We start from the raw sequence: 16,838 nt of genomic DNA on the forward strand, positions 1-16,838 counted from the left end.
TTATTTTCAAGAACTCATATACATTAAATGATAATGAAAATCATTATCATTGTCAATAGTGATTTTCATATAAATGTAGAATTAAGGATGAATTTACTATTATATAAATAATTTGACCATATATTTAATGAAGTTATATATTATTAAAATAAAACAAAATAAGAAATATACACAAGCAAAGTATGGTTTATACCTTGCTTTCGCAATACTATGAACAAGGAGGGTATTATGGTCGAATCACTGTTACTTAGTATCGTTATTATTATTACACTAGGCATCGCCTCACAATGGACTGCATGGCGCTTCCAGCTCCCTGCTATTGTTGTTATGGCAGTTGCCGGATTATTAATTGGTCCAGTTTTCGGTATTATTAATCCAAAAGAGGTGCTTGGAGATGTTTTTAGTCCACTCGTATCACTTTCTGTTGCCATTATATTGTTTGAGGGTAGTTTAAGTTTAGATGTACGTGAACTGAGGGGACTATCAAAACCAGTATTTCGTATTGTTACGTTTGGTGCGTTTATTGCTTGGATTGCTGGCTCACTTGCAGCCCATTACGTCGCTGGATTAGATTGGGCGGTTGCATTTATTATTGGAGGACTTTTTATTGTGACAGGTCCAACTGTAATTATTCCGTTGTTACGCCAAGCACGATTAAAGCCAAGGACAGCTGCAATTTTAAAGTGGGAAGGGATTATCGTTGATCCGTTTGGAGCATTACTTGCTGTATTCGCCTTTCAAATTGTAAATTTCTTAACGAAAGAAAATGTACACTTACATACGTTACTATATTTCTTTGCAGGTTCGTTATTTGCAATGGTACTTGGGTATGCGTTTAGTATTTTTATGAGTTATATGATTTTAAAAGGGAAAGTACCAGAATATTTAAAGGCACCGATTTTGCTCGTTACGGTATTACTATGCTTCGGCATTGCAGATGAAGTCATGCATGAAACAGGTATGCTAGCCGTAACAGTAATGGGGATTACACTTGCACGGATGAAGAAATATATTTCTTCTATCGGTGATATTCGTCATTTTAACGAAAATATTTCCGTACTATTAACATCGACTGTTTTCATCATCTTAACAGCATCACTTCCAAGAACGACGATTATGGAGATTTTTAGCTGGCCTATTATTAGCTTCGTACTTATGATGATATTTGTTGTTCGTCCTTTATCAATTTGGGTATCGACAATCGGAACAGAGTTAACAAAATCAGAAAGGGCGCTAGTTGGTTGGATTGCGCCGCGAGGTATTGTTGCATTAACGGTTTCAAGTTACTTTGCGACGGAGTTATTACAAGAAGGGTATAAAGATGCTTCTATATTAACAGCACTTACATTTGCACTCGTAATTACGACCGTTTGTGCTCATGGATTTTCAATTGGATTTTTAGCAAAAAAATTAGGATTAGCCAATACACAGCCACCAGGTATTTTAATTTCAGGAGCTAGTACATTCTCAACTGCATTCGCTATGCATTGTAAAGAGATGGGGATTCCGAGCTTAATCGTGGATGTATCGGAAGAACATTTGCAATGCGCAAAGGTGAATGGGCTTAATACATATAACGGCCAAGTACTCTCAGAGCAGTTGCAATTTGAAGTAGATATGAATCAGTATGAATACTTAATTTCAGTTACAGATACGGATTCTTACAATGTATTAGTCGCAAACACATATGTACCGCAGTTTGGACATCATAATACATTTTTACTTCCGATTCATGATGTGGAAAAGATTGAGCAAGAACGCATCTCTCTTTCGAAAAAAGCTCATTTACTGTTTGGTCAAAATGAAATTTATGAAGAGTTAGATAGAAAAATTGAAGAGGGTTATACATTTAAAACGATACAAGTTGAGGAAGAACAAAAAATTAATAAAGAAGAGAGCGATTCAGAGGATGTAATATTATTTATTCGTCACGATGATGGTAGTCTTACTTTTTCAACATTGTATAAATATATAGCGGTTATACCAGGAGATGAGCTAGTTGTACTAGCAAAGCAATAATATGGTATAGTGAAACGAGGCTTTTTTCAGCCTCGTTTTTTACATTGCTTCCTACTAATTAGAAAGCATTCAAATGGAAAGGAAGACATTACATGCGATCTGAAGTAACTATAAAAATAAAACCGAAGTTTATAAAAGAAATTAAAAGTGGATATCCACTTATTTTAAAAGATGCTATTCAAAATTTAAATGATGTACGTGAAGAAGGAACAATCATCAACGTAGTAGATGAGAAGAACCAATTCATCGGAAAAGGCTATTATGGAAAACAAAATAAAGGATATGGATGGATTTTAACGAGAAAAGAGAAAGAGCAAATTAATCAACCTTTCTTTGAAAGTAAAATCAAATCTGCTTTACATAAACGAAAAGATTTTTATAAATCAAATGATACAACAGCATTCCGTGCCCTAAATGGAGAGGGCGATGGCCTTGGTGGTTTAATCATCGATTATTATGACGGCTATTACGTAATAAGTTGGTATAGTGAAGGGGTTTATACTTTCCGCGATGAGATTATAGCAGCACTTCAAAAAGTAGCAAATTTCAAAGGGATTTATGAGAAAAAGCGTTTTGATACGAAAGGGAAATACATTGAAGGTGATGATTTTGTCGCAGGAGAGCGCGGTGAGTTCCCACTTATCGTAAAAGAGAACGGTGTAAACTTTGCTGTATATTTAAATGACGGGGCGATGGTTGGTGTGTTTTTAGATCAGCGTAACGTTCGAAAACAAATTCGTGATAAATATGCAAAAGGAAGAACGGTTCTAAATATGTTCTCTTATACTGGGGCTTTCTCTGTATTTGCAGCGCTTGGCGGAGCGAGTAAAACAACGAGTGTGGACCTTGCAAATCGTAGTTTAAGTAAAACGATTGAGCAGTTTAGTGTAAATGAAATTGATTATGAAGCACAAGATATTATTGTAGAAGATGTATTTCTGTATTTCAAATATGCAGCTAAGAAAAAGATGAAATTTGATATGGTTGTACTTGATCCCCCAAGCTTTGCACGCTCGAAAAAATATACGTTCAGTGCGGCGAAAGATTATAAAAACTTATTAAAAGAAACAATTGCCATTACAGAAAATAACGGTATTATCGTTGCTTCTACAAATTGTAGCGCATTCGATATGAAAAAGTTTAATGGCTTTATCGATACAGCATTTAAAGAAATGAACGGTAAATATAAAATATTAGAAGAACATTCTTTACCGGAAGATTTCCGTACAATTGATCAATTTAAAGAGGGAGACTATTTAAAAGTAGTTTTCATCGAAAAAATTAAAGGTTAATGAAAATAAGAAAAGGAGCTCAAGTTTAAATGAGCTCCTTTTCTTATTGAATAATATTTTGTACTCTGCCAACCTGTCCGTCTTGCAATCTTACTTTAATGCCGTGCGGATGTGAAGGTGAGTTCGTTAAAATATCTTTTACAATTCCTCTTGTTAGCTTACCTGTACGTTGATCTTGTTTTAATACAATATCAACTTCAAGACCTGATGAAATGTTAGATCGTTTTTGCCCGTTCATTTATACACCTGTACGTCTACGTTGGTTGTTTGTTTTCTTCGTTTGTTGGTTTTGTAATTTTTTCGTTTCTTGACTTTGACTTCCATTATTTGATCCGTTTCCATTTCCTTGCTTTTTCTTCGCAAGTTGTTCGCGCATTAAATCAGCTAAGCTTACTTTTTTGTTTTCTGACATGATAAGTCTCCTTTATATAAAGTTAATTATGAACAATCGTAGTGAATTTCATCATATCATTGTTAAGGAAGGAAGGGAAGTTGGTTTGAAAATTCATATAATTCTTTCCAGCATTCATTCGTTACGATACAATTAAATTGTTAATGTTTGTTAAAAAAGGGGATAGAAATATGTCACATCATATTTTATTAGTTGAAGATGACATCTCAATTCAAGAGATGGTTGAAACATATTTAGTAAGAGAAGGTTTTCAAGTTACAATCGCATCTGACGGAGAAGAAGGAGTTGGCGTATTTTCAAAAGGTTCATTTGATTTGATAATTCTCGATATTATGATGCCGAAGTTAGATGGGCTAGAGGTCGTCAGAATCATTCGAGAAAAAAGTGCAGTTCCGATTTTAATGATGTCAGCGAAAGATACAGATGTTGATAAAGCGGTTGGATTAGGCCTTGGAGCAGATGATTACATTTGTAAGCCGTTTTCTATGATTGAACTAGCTGCACGTGTAAAAGCGGGTATTCGGAGGTCTACAAAGTATTCAGCTGTGGAATCAAAAGATGAGGCGGTTCAGATTGGTGATTTAATAATTGACCCAATTAATTTTACTGTGGAGAAAAAGGGAAGACAGCTTAAACTTACTTTAAAAGAATTTGAGATTTTAAAGCTATTCGTGAAGAATCAAAATCGTGTTTTTACGAAAGCACAAATATATAAGCTTGTTTGGAATGAAGAATATTATGGTGATGATAATGTTATTAATGTTCATATGAGAAGATTACGTGAGAAAATTGAAAGTGATCCATCTAATCCAGAATATATTAAAACATTATGGGGCATCGGCTATAAGTTGGAAGTGATGTAGTATGGTTGTATTTTTAACAGTGGTGATTATTATATTGCTTATCGTTATTTACGTGCAATATAAAATTAGGAAAAATAGTAGTAGGAATTTACGCTACACGTATGAGAAGTTAAATCGAATTGTAAAAGAACAAACTGGTGAGAAGCTATTAATTATGACAGATGATCTAGAATTGCGAAATTTATTAGTGGCGATTAATCATTTATTAGATGCAAAACAGAAAACGAATGCAGATCATGCGAAAGTGGAAATTTCGATGAGAAAAATGCTTTCAAATATTTCACATGATTTGAAAACGCCACTAACAGTTATTCTTGGATATACCGAAATGTTAAATAAGGATAAAACGATAAATGAGGAAGAGAAGCAAATATTACTCGAAAAGGTGCATGTAAAAACACTAGAAGTGATGGAACTGATTCATAAGTTTTTTGATTTAGCAAAATTAGAATCCGGTGACAAAGCAATTGAGATGACAAAAGTAAATATGAATGAAGTTTGTCGCGAGAAGATTTTATCTTTTTATGATTTAGTGACGACGAAAGGGTTTCAAGTTCATATTGATATACCAGAAAGAAATATATATGCACTTGGAAATGTAGAAGTATTAGGTAGAGTATTGAATAATTTAATATCAAATGCGATTACATATGGTGACGATGGAAAGACACTTGGTATGACGTTAAGAGATGATGAAACGAGTGTGTATATAGATGTATGGGATACAGGAAAAGGAATTGATGAATCTCACATTGATAAAGTGTTTGAGCGTATGTACACACTTGAAGATTCCAGAAATAGATTGTACCAAGGAAGCGGTTTAGGGTTAACGATTACGAAAAGGCTTGTGGAAGCGATGGACGGAGAAATACATCTTTCTAGTAAGCCGTATGAAAAAACAATTTTTACAGTTGTATTAACAAAGATGCTGTTTTAGCTTGTAGAGAAGTAGATTCTACAAGCTTTTTTTTCAGCGTAAGGAATTTGTAAGGAACGGGTAAGAAAAAAGAGAATTCCGTTGTCTATTATAGAAGTATAAGGTAGTGCGAAAGGAGATAGTGACATGACATATATATTAAAAACGAATCAGTTAACGAAAGTGTTTAAAGGGAAAGAAGTAATTTCTAGCGTTAACATGCATGTGAAAAAAGGTGAGATTTACGGTTTCTTAGGACCGAATGGTGCAGGTAAAACAACGATTATGAAAATGATCACAAACTTAATAAAACCGACGAGCGGTGATATTGAAATTTTTGGTGAGAAGTTAACGGATACATCTTATGAATTGTTAAAGCGCATGGGGACGATTATCGAATATCCAATTTTTTATGATAAATTAACGGCGAAGGAAAACCTAGAATTACATTGTGAATATATGGGGTATTACGACAAAAACGCAATTGATCATGCTTTACATTTAGTGAAGCTGCACGGTATAGATGATAAAAAAGTAAAAGATTTTTCATTAGGGATGAAGCAAAGACTTGGTATTGCAAGGGCGATCATGACGAAGCCAGAATTACTCATTTTAGATGAGCCAATTAACGGTTTAGATCCAATTGGTATTAAAGAATTAAGAGACTTATTTAAAATGCTCTGCAAAGAATATGGCATTACGTTATTAGTCTCTAGTCATATTTTAGGCGAGATGGAACTAATGGCAGATACAATCGGTATGATTCAAAATGGAAAGCTAATAAAAGAAGTTTCAATGAAGAGTATTAACGGAAAACAAACAGAGTACATTGAAATTACTGTTCCTGATGTGAAGCGTGCAGCTTATATTTTAGAAGATAAACTCGGTATGAAAAATTACAAAATAATGAGTGGAAATATGATTCGTGTGTATGATACGGCAGCGTCTCAGCAAGCTATTTCAAAAGCACTTATTATGAACGATGTAGAAATTGAAAGTATTAATAAGAAACATAGTTCCTTAGAAGAATATTTCTTAAATGTAATGGATGGAGAGGGCATTCATGCTTAATGGATTGTTAGTGAATCTAGTAAGTGGATTGATCGTAATGTTCATAAGTGGGATTTTATATTATAGAAAACCTGAGCGGAAATGGCCGTTAATTTTACTAGTGATAGGAATAGTAAGCGTAGTTATGGCTGGAATTAGAATGTTAGTAGCGTAGAGGCAGTTATATAAGGAATGGAGGCATGGTTTACATGTTTAAATTAATGAAGCTTGAATGGAAGAAACATCAATTATCTAGTTATTTTAAAAGTGTAGCAATTTGTATTATAGCAATTTTCACCGTAGTAAACCTCATGGCGTTGGGAGCGAAAGACGAGGTAGATGGGCTATTCTCTGACTTCACGCAACAAATGGTTTTAATAAACACTGTTATTAGGATAACATTCATTATTTTTAGTTCGGTCATTTTATCACGTTTAATAATTGATGAGTATAAGAACAAAACAATACAACTATTGTTTATGTACCCACTGCAAAGAAAAATGCTAATGAGGGCGAAATTAACAATTGTTTTTTGTTTTTGTTTTGTGAGCACGATTATCGCTACTTTCAGTATTAGTTTACTCGTATATTTTGTGAGTCCAATGATGGGGCTGATTGAAACGCCAGCTACGATAGGTGAAATAATAGCTATCGTTCCAGCTACTTTTATAAATGCATTTATGATATCTGGTATAAGTTTAATTCCTTTATTTTTTGGGATGAGAAAGAAATCGACACCGACAACAATTACTTCTGCAGTAATAATTGGGATGCTAATTAGTAGTAACTTTGGTTCTGGAAACGGTCAAGTAAGTATGTTTAATTTTATCGCTATCCCAATAGTGCTCTGTTTATTAGGGATTTTTATTAGTTATCTTTCATATCGTAAAATCGACAAGATTGATGTGGCGTGAAGCAAGCTTAAAACAACAACGAACTGGGGTATGAATAGTGAAAAAAATAATAGTAATTGCAATTTTAAGTTAATTTCAGTGGCTTACATGAAAGGAGGACTACCATGCTACGTCTTATGAAGCTAGAATTGAAGAAGTTTAAGCTCGGATGGTATGTGAAGAGAGCGGTTATTGCGAATATCGTTATACTGGCACTACTAATCTTCGTTAGTATCGTTGCTCAAATAGAAGGGGATCCAAAAATAAGGGATCCGCAGATAATTTTGTCGATGGCTAGTGCGTTAGTAAGAGCAACATTTATTATTTTTGGTGGCGTACTAATAGCCAAGTTAATAATTGATGAATATAAAAGTAAAACAATACTACTCATGTTTTCTTATCCAATTAACCGAAAGAAAATGATGGCTAGTAAGTTGGCTGTTACAGCGACATTAACACTTATAACAGTTATTTTATCGAACATTTTAGTAGTAGGAATTTTCTTTGGGATAGATAGTTATTTTTCAATTCTTCCTAATTCATTCACAGTAGATCAATTGATTCAAGAAGGGATAAATCTTATTCCTTTAGCCATTGCCACGGCAGGAATAAGCTTAATTCCTCTATATTTCGGGATGCGTAAACGTTCTGTGCCAGCTACAATCGTTTCTTCTATTATCGTTGTATTAATCGCAATTAATAACCCGCCCATATTTCCTATAGCGACGTTTCTTCCTCTTCAATTCACATTTGCAGCGATTGGAGTTGCGATTGCATATTACGGAATTAAAAATATAGAGAAGGAAGATATAACAGTATGACAAGAATACGTAAAAAAGAGTTGGCGTTATACCAACTCTTTTTTGTATATGTATGCTTCGTTACTACTCTGTAAATTTATAGTGTTTGCTTAAATACTCTTGCACTCCTGGAGAAATGTTAAAGTTATTAGGACCTTTATATTCGATAGTAAACTCTCCATCTTCAATTGTTTCAAAGGCGATTGCATAGCTATTCATTTTAGCATCGTAAGAAGTATTTTTGACTTCTGCATCTAGATCAAAGTATTTTGTAATATATTCTTTTGATTCCGTAACTGCTGTTTGTTTTCCCCAAGGGGTACCATAACTTGTGAAATAAAGAGATACACCGATAACTCCAATGATAGAAGTTAGTAAGAGAGTTCTTATTGTTATTTTTTTGTTTTTTGTATTCAATTTAGTTCCCTCCAATTAATATGAATTTATCTTAACGTATTTTCTCATAAAATACCATTTAGTAGAAAATAGTTTCACATGAAACAAGTTACAGAAAAAGACAAGGTGCATAAACACCTTGTCTTTTTCTGTCGTTACATTTGGGGAGCTTCCATTCCAGTAGCAGCCCATTCTTCTTTTGCAGGACCATAAACGCCAGGGACTGTTAAGCCAGCTTGACGCATTAAAACAGTCATCTGTCCACGGTGGTGATTTTGATGATTGATGAGTGTCATTAAAAATATAGAATTCGGCATAGGACGACCAAAGAAGTTATTAATAGTAGCTAAGTCTTTATCAGTCCACTCACTTTGAAGTGCTTCAATAAAAGCCGTATTCACTTTGCGATACCCATCTGCAATTGTTTTTGCTGAAGTTGGTACAGGATAATCTTTCGTTTCTCCTTCAAACTTAAGCCCTGTCCCTGATAGCATAACAGGAAGTGCTGTAACGATATGCCAAGCGACTCTCCCTAAAGTCCAGTGCCCAGGTGCAATTTCTTGTGATAAAGATTCGTCGGTTAATGCATCGAGCATCTTCTGAGTAGACTCAGCTTCGTATGTCCATGATTGTAGAAAACCTTCAATAGTTTGGTACATTATTGTTATCCCCCCTACTTATGTTCATAGATTAAGTTCGTGGAGAAATGGCTAGTTTCCTTTATATTTTAATAAGGGTATTTAAAAGGTTTATATATAAATTTTATGATATTATTGAGTGTATATGGAATTATATTGATTTAGTATATAGATTTTACAGCATCAAGGGGGATATTATGAAAAGATTGATTTTAGGAATCATAATTCTATTTTTAATGGCAGGATGTAGCAATGAGACTTATAAAAAGGCAATGGATCAGGGGAAATTAGCTTTAGCGAGTAAAGAATATGACACTGCACAAGCATCATTTGAATTGGCATTAGAAGAGAAAAAGAATGATAAAGAAGCAAAAGTATTAAAAGAACAAACTACTAAGATGATACGTGCAATAAAAGAGAAATCGAGTGGAAATATAGAACAAGCAATAGATTTGTTTCAAGAAGTAGAAAACATGAAAGAGGGTTCTACAACTCTTCAAAATCAAGCGAAAGAGCAAAAAGCTTTGCTCATGGAGAATAAAGAGTTAAAAAGTAAATATATAGGTCAATTGGAAAAGGCAGAGAAATTAAAGAATGATAAAAAGTATGAAGAGGCTAAAGTAATAGTAAATAAAATTATTGATGATACTGGTCAAAATGAACAATGGATTTCGGAAAATCACCGGGCCAAAGAGCTGAGTACGCAAATCGATGACATACTAACTCAACAGGCAGAAGCAAAGAAAAAAGAGGAAGAATTAAAAAATAAAAAGAAAAAAGAGGCTGATATTAGAAAGCTAGAGGGATCTTGGATGTCACAAGAAAGTACAGACAGACCAGTTGGTTTGGAAATAGAATTTAATAGTGAGAAAACAGGCGGAGAATTTATGGAACATAATATTTTTGGGAAAGGGACTACTATAGGGGATTTCCGGGTATTAAGTGTGAACAAAGGAATTATTTCTGTAGAGCTTGTATTTTTAGTGGGAGAAAGAAAGCAGAAAGCTGATTTGAAACTTGAGGAGAACACATTAACTGTAAAACATGAGTTTATGGAGGGGAGTGAATCTGTGAAATTAGTGAGATCAGAGTAATTTATGTAGTATATAAAAAGGAGGCTTCTCATATTAAGAAGCCTCTTTTTTTAACCAACCTTCTTCCCACTCTTCCTCATCAACCATAAGAAATAAGGTGCTCCAAGTACAGCAACGACAAGGCCAGAAGGGATTTCTTTCGGATATGCAATTGTTCGTCCGAGTAAATCAGCAATGGAAAGAAGGATTGCTCCAAATAGTGCGGAGCAAACGAATAATCTTTGATGATTCATACCAACGACGATTCGTGCTAAGTGTGGTGCAACAAGACCTAGAAAGGCAATCGTACCGACAGCTGCGATATTTACAGATGCAAGTAGTGTCGCTAACACAATTAGAGCAAGACGCGTTTTATTTACAGGCTGCCCGAGTCCGGTTGCTAAATCATCTCCAAGTACAAGAACGTCAAGTTGTTTCATTAAGAAAAAGATAATTGGTATAAGAATAAGAGATGGATATAGAATGATATTTTCTAAGTGATTCCATCCTCTTGCATACGTACTGCCTGACAACCATGTTAAGGCCGCAGCAACATTCAAATTTGCTCTAACGATAAAGATTTGAATAATCGCTGAGCCGAGCGCTGAAATGCCAATTCCTATTAAAGCAAGAGCTGTTGGACTAAATCCTGATTTCCATGAGAAGAAGAGGACAATTCCAACTGCAAGTAGTCCACCAATAAATGCACCAATTGGTAGGAAGAAACCAGGAAGTGCGGGAAAGACATACATAATAGTTAAAGCGCCAACACCTGCTCCCGATGAAATACCAATAATAGAAGGATCGGCAAGTGGGTTTCGTAATATACCTTGGAAAACAAGTCCGCTTATCGCAAGGCATGCTCCAGCAATAGCAGCAACGAGCATTCTTGGTAAACGAAGGTTCATCATCATATTTTTATCAAATTGTGTTAATTGTCCTGATATAACATTTGTAATACTTTCGATATAAGCGTTACTACCGATTGTAACACCAAGAGCAATCGTCACAATGCAAAGTGTGATAGAGATAATGATTACCTTTTTATAAGAATAATAGCGAGAACTAGCTCCAGCTGCATTTGCGCCGTTATCATTCATATATTGTTTCGATTTCATCATTCGATACACTAAATAAATAAGCCAAGGTGATCCAATCATTGCTGTAACTGCCCCGACAGGTAATTCTGCACCAGTTGGATCTATTAATCTACCAACAACGTCTGCTCCTAGTAATAATATTGCTCCCCATAAGAAAGAAGAGAGAAGGAGAGTAAAGTGTTGACGGTAGCCAATAAGACGCATTAAATGTGGTGCAACTAAGCCGACAAATCCAATTGGTCCAACAACAGTTACAATTACTGCTGTTAAAAAGATCGCAGCAATGAAGGCGATAAGACGTGTTACTGCTGTTTTTTCACCAAGAGAAACAGCAACATCATCACCAAGTAAGAGGATGTTGAGTTTACGAGACATAAATAGTAAAACTAGGAAAGAAATAATGATAAATGGAAAAGCAAATTGAACGCCATCCCAGTTATTTTGAATAAGAGATCCAGCTCCCCATAAAAATAAACCAGCTGTTTCATTTTCATAGAAAAGCTGCATCGTTCCGGTAAAGGCAGAAAGCATTAATGTAACGACCATACCAGCTAGTGCCATTCTAAGTGGGGTTCCCTTTTTCCCACCAGAAATACGGTATACAAATAAAGCAGTAATAGCACCGCCGATAAATGTGAAAAGAAGTGAATTAATTTGCAGACCTTTCGGTAAGAAAATTGTAGCCGCTACTAGAAAGAAATATGCGCCAGAGTGAATACCCATTGTACTGGATTCAGCAAGTGGATTTTTCGTTAATGTTTGTAAAATAACCCCAGATGCAGCAAGAGCACCTCCAGCTAAAATGGCAATTACAGCTCTAGGTAATCGAAGCATGATTAAAGTTTGATGCTCTAGTGATTGGTTCGGTGAGATAAGAGCATCAATAATCATACTATAGGAAATGTTTGCTTGCCCTTGTCCGATATGAATAAAGAAAAGGAGGAGCAAGAGAGCTGCTCCTCCTCCGAATACAAGACTTGCTCGAAGTGTATGTTGTAAGCTATTCATCGTGTAATCACTTCTTCGCTGTCATTACATCTGCTACTTGTGTTGCTAAAGATTTTGCAGACTCAGGACCACCGAAAATCCAAGTGTCGCCTTTTAATTTATACATTTTGTCTTCTTTTTTGAAATTTAACCCTTCCCAAGCAGGGTTACCTTTTAGTTGCGTGTCAAAAATGTTATCATCATCCGCTACAATGTAAATGAAGTTTGAATTTTGTACACTTTGTAATGATTCTACAGTTGTTTGTTTGAAACCATCTGCCTCTGATTTCCCAGCTTCAAAAGTGTTTGTTAAACCTAATTTTTTTGTAACTTGTAAAGCTGTAGAATTGTCAGTCAATATACGGAATGTTGGTACGTTTTTAGCTGTAAATGCTTGTACCATTGCGATGTTTTTATCTTTTAAGTCTGCTTTGTCAATTTTCGCTTTTGCATCTGCAAATGTTTTATCCATATCAGCTAATACTTTTTTACCTTCTTCTTCTTTTCCAACTGCTTTTGCAATTTGTTTAAATGTCTCTGTCATTTCAGCAAAGTGATCGTTATTGCTTGTTGATGGATCGAACATAACTGTAGGAGCGATTTGCTCTAATTCGTTTTTAATAGCTTTACTACGGAATGAAGCTGTGATAATTAAATCTGGTTTTAGACGGCTAATTTCTTCTAAGTTTGGTTGTTGACGTGTTCCTACATCGACAACATCTTTACCTGGTTTTGTTGCTGTATTTACCCATTTATTATAATTCTTAATGTCTGCCATCCCTACTGGCTGAACACCAAGCGCTAATAAGTCTTCTGAATATACCCACTCAAGTACAACAACTTTTTTCGCTGGTTTATCTAACTTCGTTTCCCCTTCAGCGTGTTTAATTGTTATAGCTTGATTTTTATTGTCCGCTTTTGTTTCTTTTTTCTCCTCTTTTTGCTGCCCGCATCCAACAGCGAATAGAAGAACTACTATGAAAATACTGAAAATTTTCTTCATCTTCTGCCCCCAAATAAAATGTTTTATTTGCAATATGTACGATATTGAAAATCGTTATCAATTACAACACCAAAATCATACTATGAGGGCGTTTTAAGTGTCAATATTTTTTTGAAATTTTGACTAAAAATAATGATTTATACGGATTTTAATATATCGTATTGAAATGCATACGTGTATCAAGGTTGAAGGAGCTGAAATTCCTTTAATGAGGAAGGCGAAAGTACAAGCGAAAGGAGAGCGTATTGCATGTAATATTTATTAGAATGTAAGGAAAAAAACTTTGTTTATAAAAGGTTTGTTCCAGAGCGGGTAGTTGATAAGGAAAATAAAAACTGATTTTTATTAGAAAGATATTTTTAATTAGTGGGCTTACTTAAAAGATCGAACACGAAGGAGGGTCAACATGTCTTTATGGAGTAATAATGCAAATGGATATTGTGGATGTAATAATCAAAATGGTTTACATGTTGATTCGTGCTGTTTTAGTTGCGATGGGACAGTTCCTAAGCTCGGTCCAACAGGTCCAACAGGAGCGACAGGTGATACAGGTTCAACGGGAGCAACGGGAGCAACGGGAGCAACGGGAGCAACGGGAGCAACGGGAGCAACGGGAGCAACGGGAGCAACGGGAGCAACGGGAGCAACGGGAGCAACGGGAGCAACGGGAGCAACGGGAGCAACGGGAGCAACGGGAGCAACGGGAGCAACGGGAGCAACGGGAGCAACGGGAGCAACGGGAGCAACGGGAGCAACGGGAGCAACGGGAGCAACGGGAGCAACGGGAGCAACGGGAGCAACGGGAGCAACAGGAATAACGGGAGCAACAGGAGCAACGGGAGCAACAGGAATAACGGGAGCAACAGGAATAACGGGAGCAACAGGAATAACGGGAGCAACAGGAATAACGGGAGCAACAGGAGCAACAGGAGCAACAGGAGCAACGGGAGCAACGGGAGCAACGGGAGCAACGGGAGTAACGGGAGCAACAGGAGCAACAGGTGAAACAGGAGCGACGGGAGTAACAGGTACAAGTATCACGGCAACGTATGCATTTGCGAATAATACATCGGGTACGGCAATATCAGTATTACTTGGTGGGACAAATGTCCCACTTCCAAATAATCAGAATATCGGTCCAGGAATTACAGTGTCGGGGGGGAACACAGTATTTACGGCCGCAAATGCAGGGAATTATTATATTTCATATACAATTAATATAACAGCTTCATTATTAGTTAGTTCGCGAATTACAATTAATGGGGCACCGCTTGCTGGGACTATCAACTCTCCTGCATTAGCAACGACTTCATTTAGTGCAACAATTATTACGACTCTTGCAGCGGGGAGTGCAATTAGTTTGCAGTTGTTTGGATTGTTAGCTGTTGCCACGTTATCAACGACTACACCTGGTGCAGTTTTAACGATTATAAGATTAAGCTAAGTAACGTGAACTCTCTTATTCTTTTAAAATTAAGAGAGTTTATACATATAATAAGAAGTTAACGAAGTAAAGCATAGTTATACAAAAGTCAGAATATTATGATTGTAACGCTGTTCTGACTATAATATAATGAAAACAATCATCATGAATGAACATTCATTTATTTTCACAAGTATTGGAAGGGGGAATGAGAGTGGAAAAACCTTGGTTGCAGAGTTATCCAGAGGAAATCCCAGGTACGATTTCATATGATATTCAGCCACTTCATGGATATTTAGAGAAAATGGCTGCTCGTTATCCAGAAAAGAAAGCGCTTCATTTTTTAGGTAAAGATGTTACATTTTCAGATTTCCATGACAAGGTAAAGAAGTTTGCGAATTATCTTCAAAGGCTTGGTGTTGAAAAGGGAGATAGAGTTGCGATTATGTTGCCGAATTGTCCGCAATCCGTAATCGGTTATTATGGTACTTTGCTTGCGGGGGGGATTGTTGTACAAACGAATCCTCTTTATACAGAAAGAGAGCTTGAGTATCAACTTCATGACTCGGGGGCAAAAGTCATTCTTTGTCTTGATTTAGTGTTTCCGAGAGTTACTAATGTTCAAACTGCAACAAAGCTTGAGCATATTATCGTAACTCGTATTGCAGATTTTTTACCATTCCCTAAAAATTTACTTTATCCATTTGTACAAAAAAAGCAGGCAAATCTTGTTGTGAATGTGTCGGAAAGCGAAACGATTCATCTTTGGAAATCGGTAGAAAGAGAAAGTAATGCTGATGTTGAAGTTCCATGTGATCCCGAAAATGATCTAGCCCTTTTGCAGTATACAGGGGGAACGACAGGGTTTCCAAAAGGGGTTATGTTAACGCATAAAAACCTCGTTTCGAACACTTTAATGGGAGCGCATTGGTTATATAATTGTAAAGAAGGAGAAGAGGTAATTCTTGGTGTTCTTCCGTTTTTTCATGTGTACGGGATGACAGCTGTAATGAATTTAAGTATTATGCAAGGATATAAAATGGTGCTTATTCCGAAGTTTGATATGAAAATGGTTTTTGAAGCAATTAAGAAACATAAAGTTACACTATTTCCAGGAGCACCAACCATTTATATTGCTCTATTAAATAGTCCTCTTTTAAAAGAATATGATATTTCTTCAATTCAGGCTTGTATTAGTGGTTCTGCACCGCTTCCTGTAGAAGTGCAGGAGGAGTTTGAGAGAGTTACAGGTGGTAAATTAGTAGAAGGTTATGGATTAACGGAGTCATCACCAGTTACACATGGGAATTTTTTGTGGGAAAAGCGTGTGCCGGGAAGTATTGGGGTACCGTGGCCGGATACAGAGGCAATCATCATGTCACTTGAAACAGGAGAGTCATTACCTCCAGGTGAAATTGGTGAAATTGTTGTAAAGGGCCCACAAATTATGAAAGGGTATTGGAATAAGCCAGAAGAAACGGCAGCTGTACTGCAAGATGGCTGGCTCCATACAGGTGATGTAGGATACATGGATGAGGATGGCTTTTTCTATGTGAAAGATCGTAAGAAAGATATGATCGTTGCTAGTGGCTTTAACGTATATCCTCGTGAAGTAGAAGAAGTGTTATATGAACACGAAAAGGTGCAAGAAGTGGTAACAATCGGTGTTCCTGATCCGTATCGAGGGGAAACTGTAAAAGCGTTTGTTGTTTTGAAAGAAGGCGCTGAGTGTTCTGAAGAAGAATTAGATCAGTTTGCACGTAAATATTTAGCAGCTTACAAAGTTCCGAAGGTATATGAGTTTAGAAGTGAGTTGCCGAAGACGACAGTCGGAAAAATTTTACGTCGTGTCCTAATAGATGAAGAGAAGAGAAAGAATGAGGATGAGCAAACGGGCTAAGGCCCTTTCTTTTTGAAAAAATAGGATTGACACTTTTCTAAATAGTCAGTATTATAAGAATATGAATGACTAT

Annotated in this window: 17 protein-coding genes; 11 read left to right on the top strand and 6 right to left on the bottom strand. The window is 36.0% G+C overall.

What is annotated here, in order from left to right; all coding sequences use genetic code 11:
* Positions 1–228: 228 nt before the first annotated feature.
* Both MKX66_RS24545 and MKX66_RS24550 read left to right on the top strand, forming a co-directional pair.
* Positions 229–2,019: a cation:proton antiporter gene (locus MKX66_RS24545; RefSeq protein WP_193652376.1), complete on the top strand. Its 1,791-nt coding sequence runs from the start codon at positions 229–231 to the stop codon at positions 2,017–2,019.
* Positions 2,020–2,111: 92 nt separating this feature from the next.
* Positions 2,112–3,311 carry a class I SAM-dependent rRNA methyltransferase gene (locus MKX66_RS24550; RefSeq protein WP_002067464.1) on the top strand — a complete coding sequence of 400 codons (1,200 nt, stop codon included), beginning with the start codon at positions 2,112–2,114 and terminating at the stop codon, positions 3,309–3,311.
* A gap of 43 nt (positions 3,312–3,354) precedes the next feature.
* On the opposite strand, the gene MKX66_RS24555 is transcribed toward MKX66_RS24550, so the two are convergent.
* On the bottom strand, positions 3,355–3,549 hold the full coding sequence (locus tag MKX66_RS24555; protein ID WP_001014315.1) for a YwbE family protein: 195 nt from the start codon (positions 3,547–3,549) through the stop codon (positions 3,355–3,357).
* Positions 3,550–3,723, bottom strand: coding sequence for a hypothetical protein (locus MKX66_RS24560; protein WP_002015431.1), 174 nt, complete (start codon positions 3,721–3,723; stop codon positions 3,550–3,552).
* Positions 3,724–3,893: 170 nt separating this feature from the next.
* Here MKX66_RS24560 and MKX66_RS24565 point away from each other — a divergent pair, with 170 nt between their 5' ends.
* From MKX66_RS24565 to MKX66_RS24590, 6 genes are all read left to right on the top strand, one after another.
* Positions 3,894–4,586, top strand: a complete 693-nt coding sequence (locus MKX66_RS24565) for a response regulator transcription factor (protein ID WP_341087294.1) — start codon at positions 3,894–3,896, stop codon at positions 4,584–4,586.
* Position 4,587: 1 nt separating this feature from the next.
* On the top strand, positions 4,588–5,523 hold the full coding sequence (locus tag MKX66_RS24570) for a HAMP domain-containing histidine kinase (RefSeq protein WP_063218398.1): 936 nt from the start codon (positions 4,588–4,590) through the stop codon (positions 5,521–5,523).
* Positions 5,524–5,649: 126 nt separating this feature from the next.
* Positions 5,650–6,573, top strand: coding sequence for an ABC transporter ATP-binding protein (locus MKX66_RS24575; RefSeq protein WP_341087297.1), 924 nt, complete (start codon positions 5,650–5,652; stop codon positions 6,571–6,573).
* Positions 6,566–6,727, top strand: a complete 162-nt coding sequence (locus MKX66_RS24580) for a hypothetical protein (protein WP_012261777.1) — start codon at positions 6,566–6,568, stop codon at positions 6,725–6,727. Before MKX66_RS24575 ends, MKX66_RS24580 begins: the two co-directional genes overlap by 8 nt.
* 34 nt (positions 6,728–6,761) lie before the next feature.
* Positions 6,762–7,466: an ABC transporter permease gene (locus MKX66_RS24585; protein ID WP_002165013.1), complete on the top strand. Its 705-nt coding sequence runs from the start codon at positions 6,762–6,764 to the stop codon at positions 7,464–7,466.
* 104 nt (positions 7,467–7,570) lie between these two features.
* Complete coding sequence (locus MKX66_RS24590) at positions 7,571–8,266, top strand: ABC transporter permease (protein WP_341087299.1); 696 nt, start codon at positions 7,571–7,573, stop codon at positions 8,264–8,266.
* A 63-nt stretch (positions 8,267–8,329) separates the two neighbouring features.
* Here MKX66_RS24590 and MKX66_RS24595 read toward each other — a convergent pair whose 3' ends face one another.
* Complete coding sequence (locus tag MKX66_RS24595) at positions 8,330–8,662, bottom strand: YfjL-like protein (protein WP_001093305.1); 333 nt, start codon at positions 8,660–8,662, stop codon at positions 8,330–8,332.
* A gap of 134 nt (positions 8,663–8,796) precedes the next feature.
* Positions 8,797–9,300, bottom strand: a complete 504-nt coding sequence (locus MKX66_RS24600) for a DinB family protein (protein WP_000284970.1) — start codon at positions 9,298–9,300, stop codon at positions 8,797–8,799.
* Positions 9,301–9,476: 176 nt separating this feature from the next.
* Between MKX66_RS24600 and MKX66_RS24605 the strand changes: the two genes are divergently transcribed.
* Entirely contained in the window at positions 9,477–10,373 is an 897-nt protein-coding gene (locus tag MKX66_RS24605) for a hypothetical protein (protein WP_341087300.1), read from the top strand.
* Between the two features lie 50 nt (positions 10,374–10,423).
* Here MKX66_RS24605 and fhuB read toward each other — a convergent pair whose 3' ends face one another.
* Both fhuB and MKX66_RS24615 read right to left on the bottom strand, forming a co-directional pair.
* On the bottom strand, positions 10,424–12,460 hold the full coding sequence (gene fhuB, locus MKX66_RS24610; RefSeq protein WP_326997529.1) for a Fe(3+)-hydroxamate ABC transporter permease FhuB: 2,037 nt from the start codon (positions 12,458–12,460) through the stop codon (positions 10,424–10,426).
* 7 nt (positions 12,461–12,467) lie between these two features.
* The gene (locus MKX66_RS24615; RefSeq protein ID WP_002143295.1) at positions 12,468–13,442 is read right to left on the bottom strand and encodes an ABC transporter substrate-binding protein; all 975 of its coding nucleotides are present in this window, start codon (positions 13,440–13,442) and stop codon (positions 12,468–12,470) included.
* A 406-nt stretch (positions 13,443–13,848) separates the two neighbouring features.
* Between MKX66_RS24615 and MKX66_RS24620 the strand changes: the two genes are divergently transcribed.
* On the top strand, positions 13,849–14,886 hold the full coding sequence (locus MKX66_RS24620) for a BclA C-terminal domain-containing protein (RefSeq protein ID WP_341087302.1): 1,038 nt from the start codon (positions 13,849–13,851) through the stop codon (positions 14,884–14,886).
* Between the two features lie 193 nt (positions 14,887–15,079).
* Entirely contained in the window at positions 15,080–16,765 is a 1,686-nt protein-coding gene (locus MKX66_RS24625; RefSeq protein ID WP_341087304.1) for a long-chain-fatty-acid--CoA ligase, read from the top strand.
* Positions 16,766–16,838 lie beyond the last annotated feature (73 nt).

The sequence above is a fragment of the Bacillus sp. FSL R9-9530 genome (genome assembly GCF_038008145.1).
In the GTDB taxonomy this organism is placed as follows: domain Bacteria; phylum Bacillota; class Bacilli; order Bacillales; family Bacillaceae_G; genus Bacillus_A; species Bacillus_A mycoides.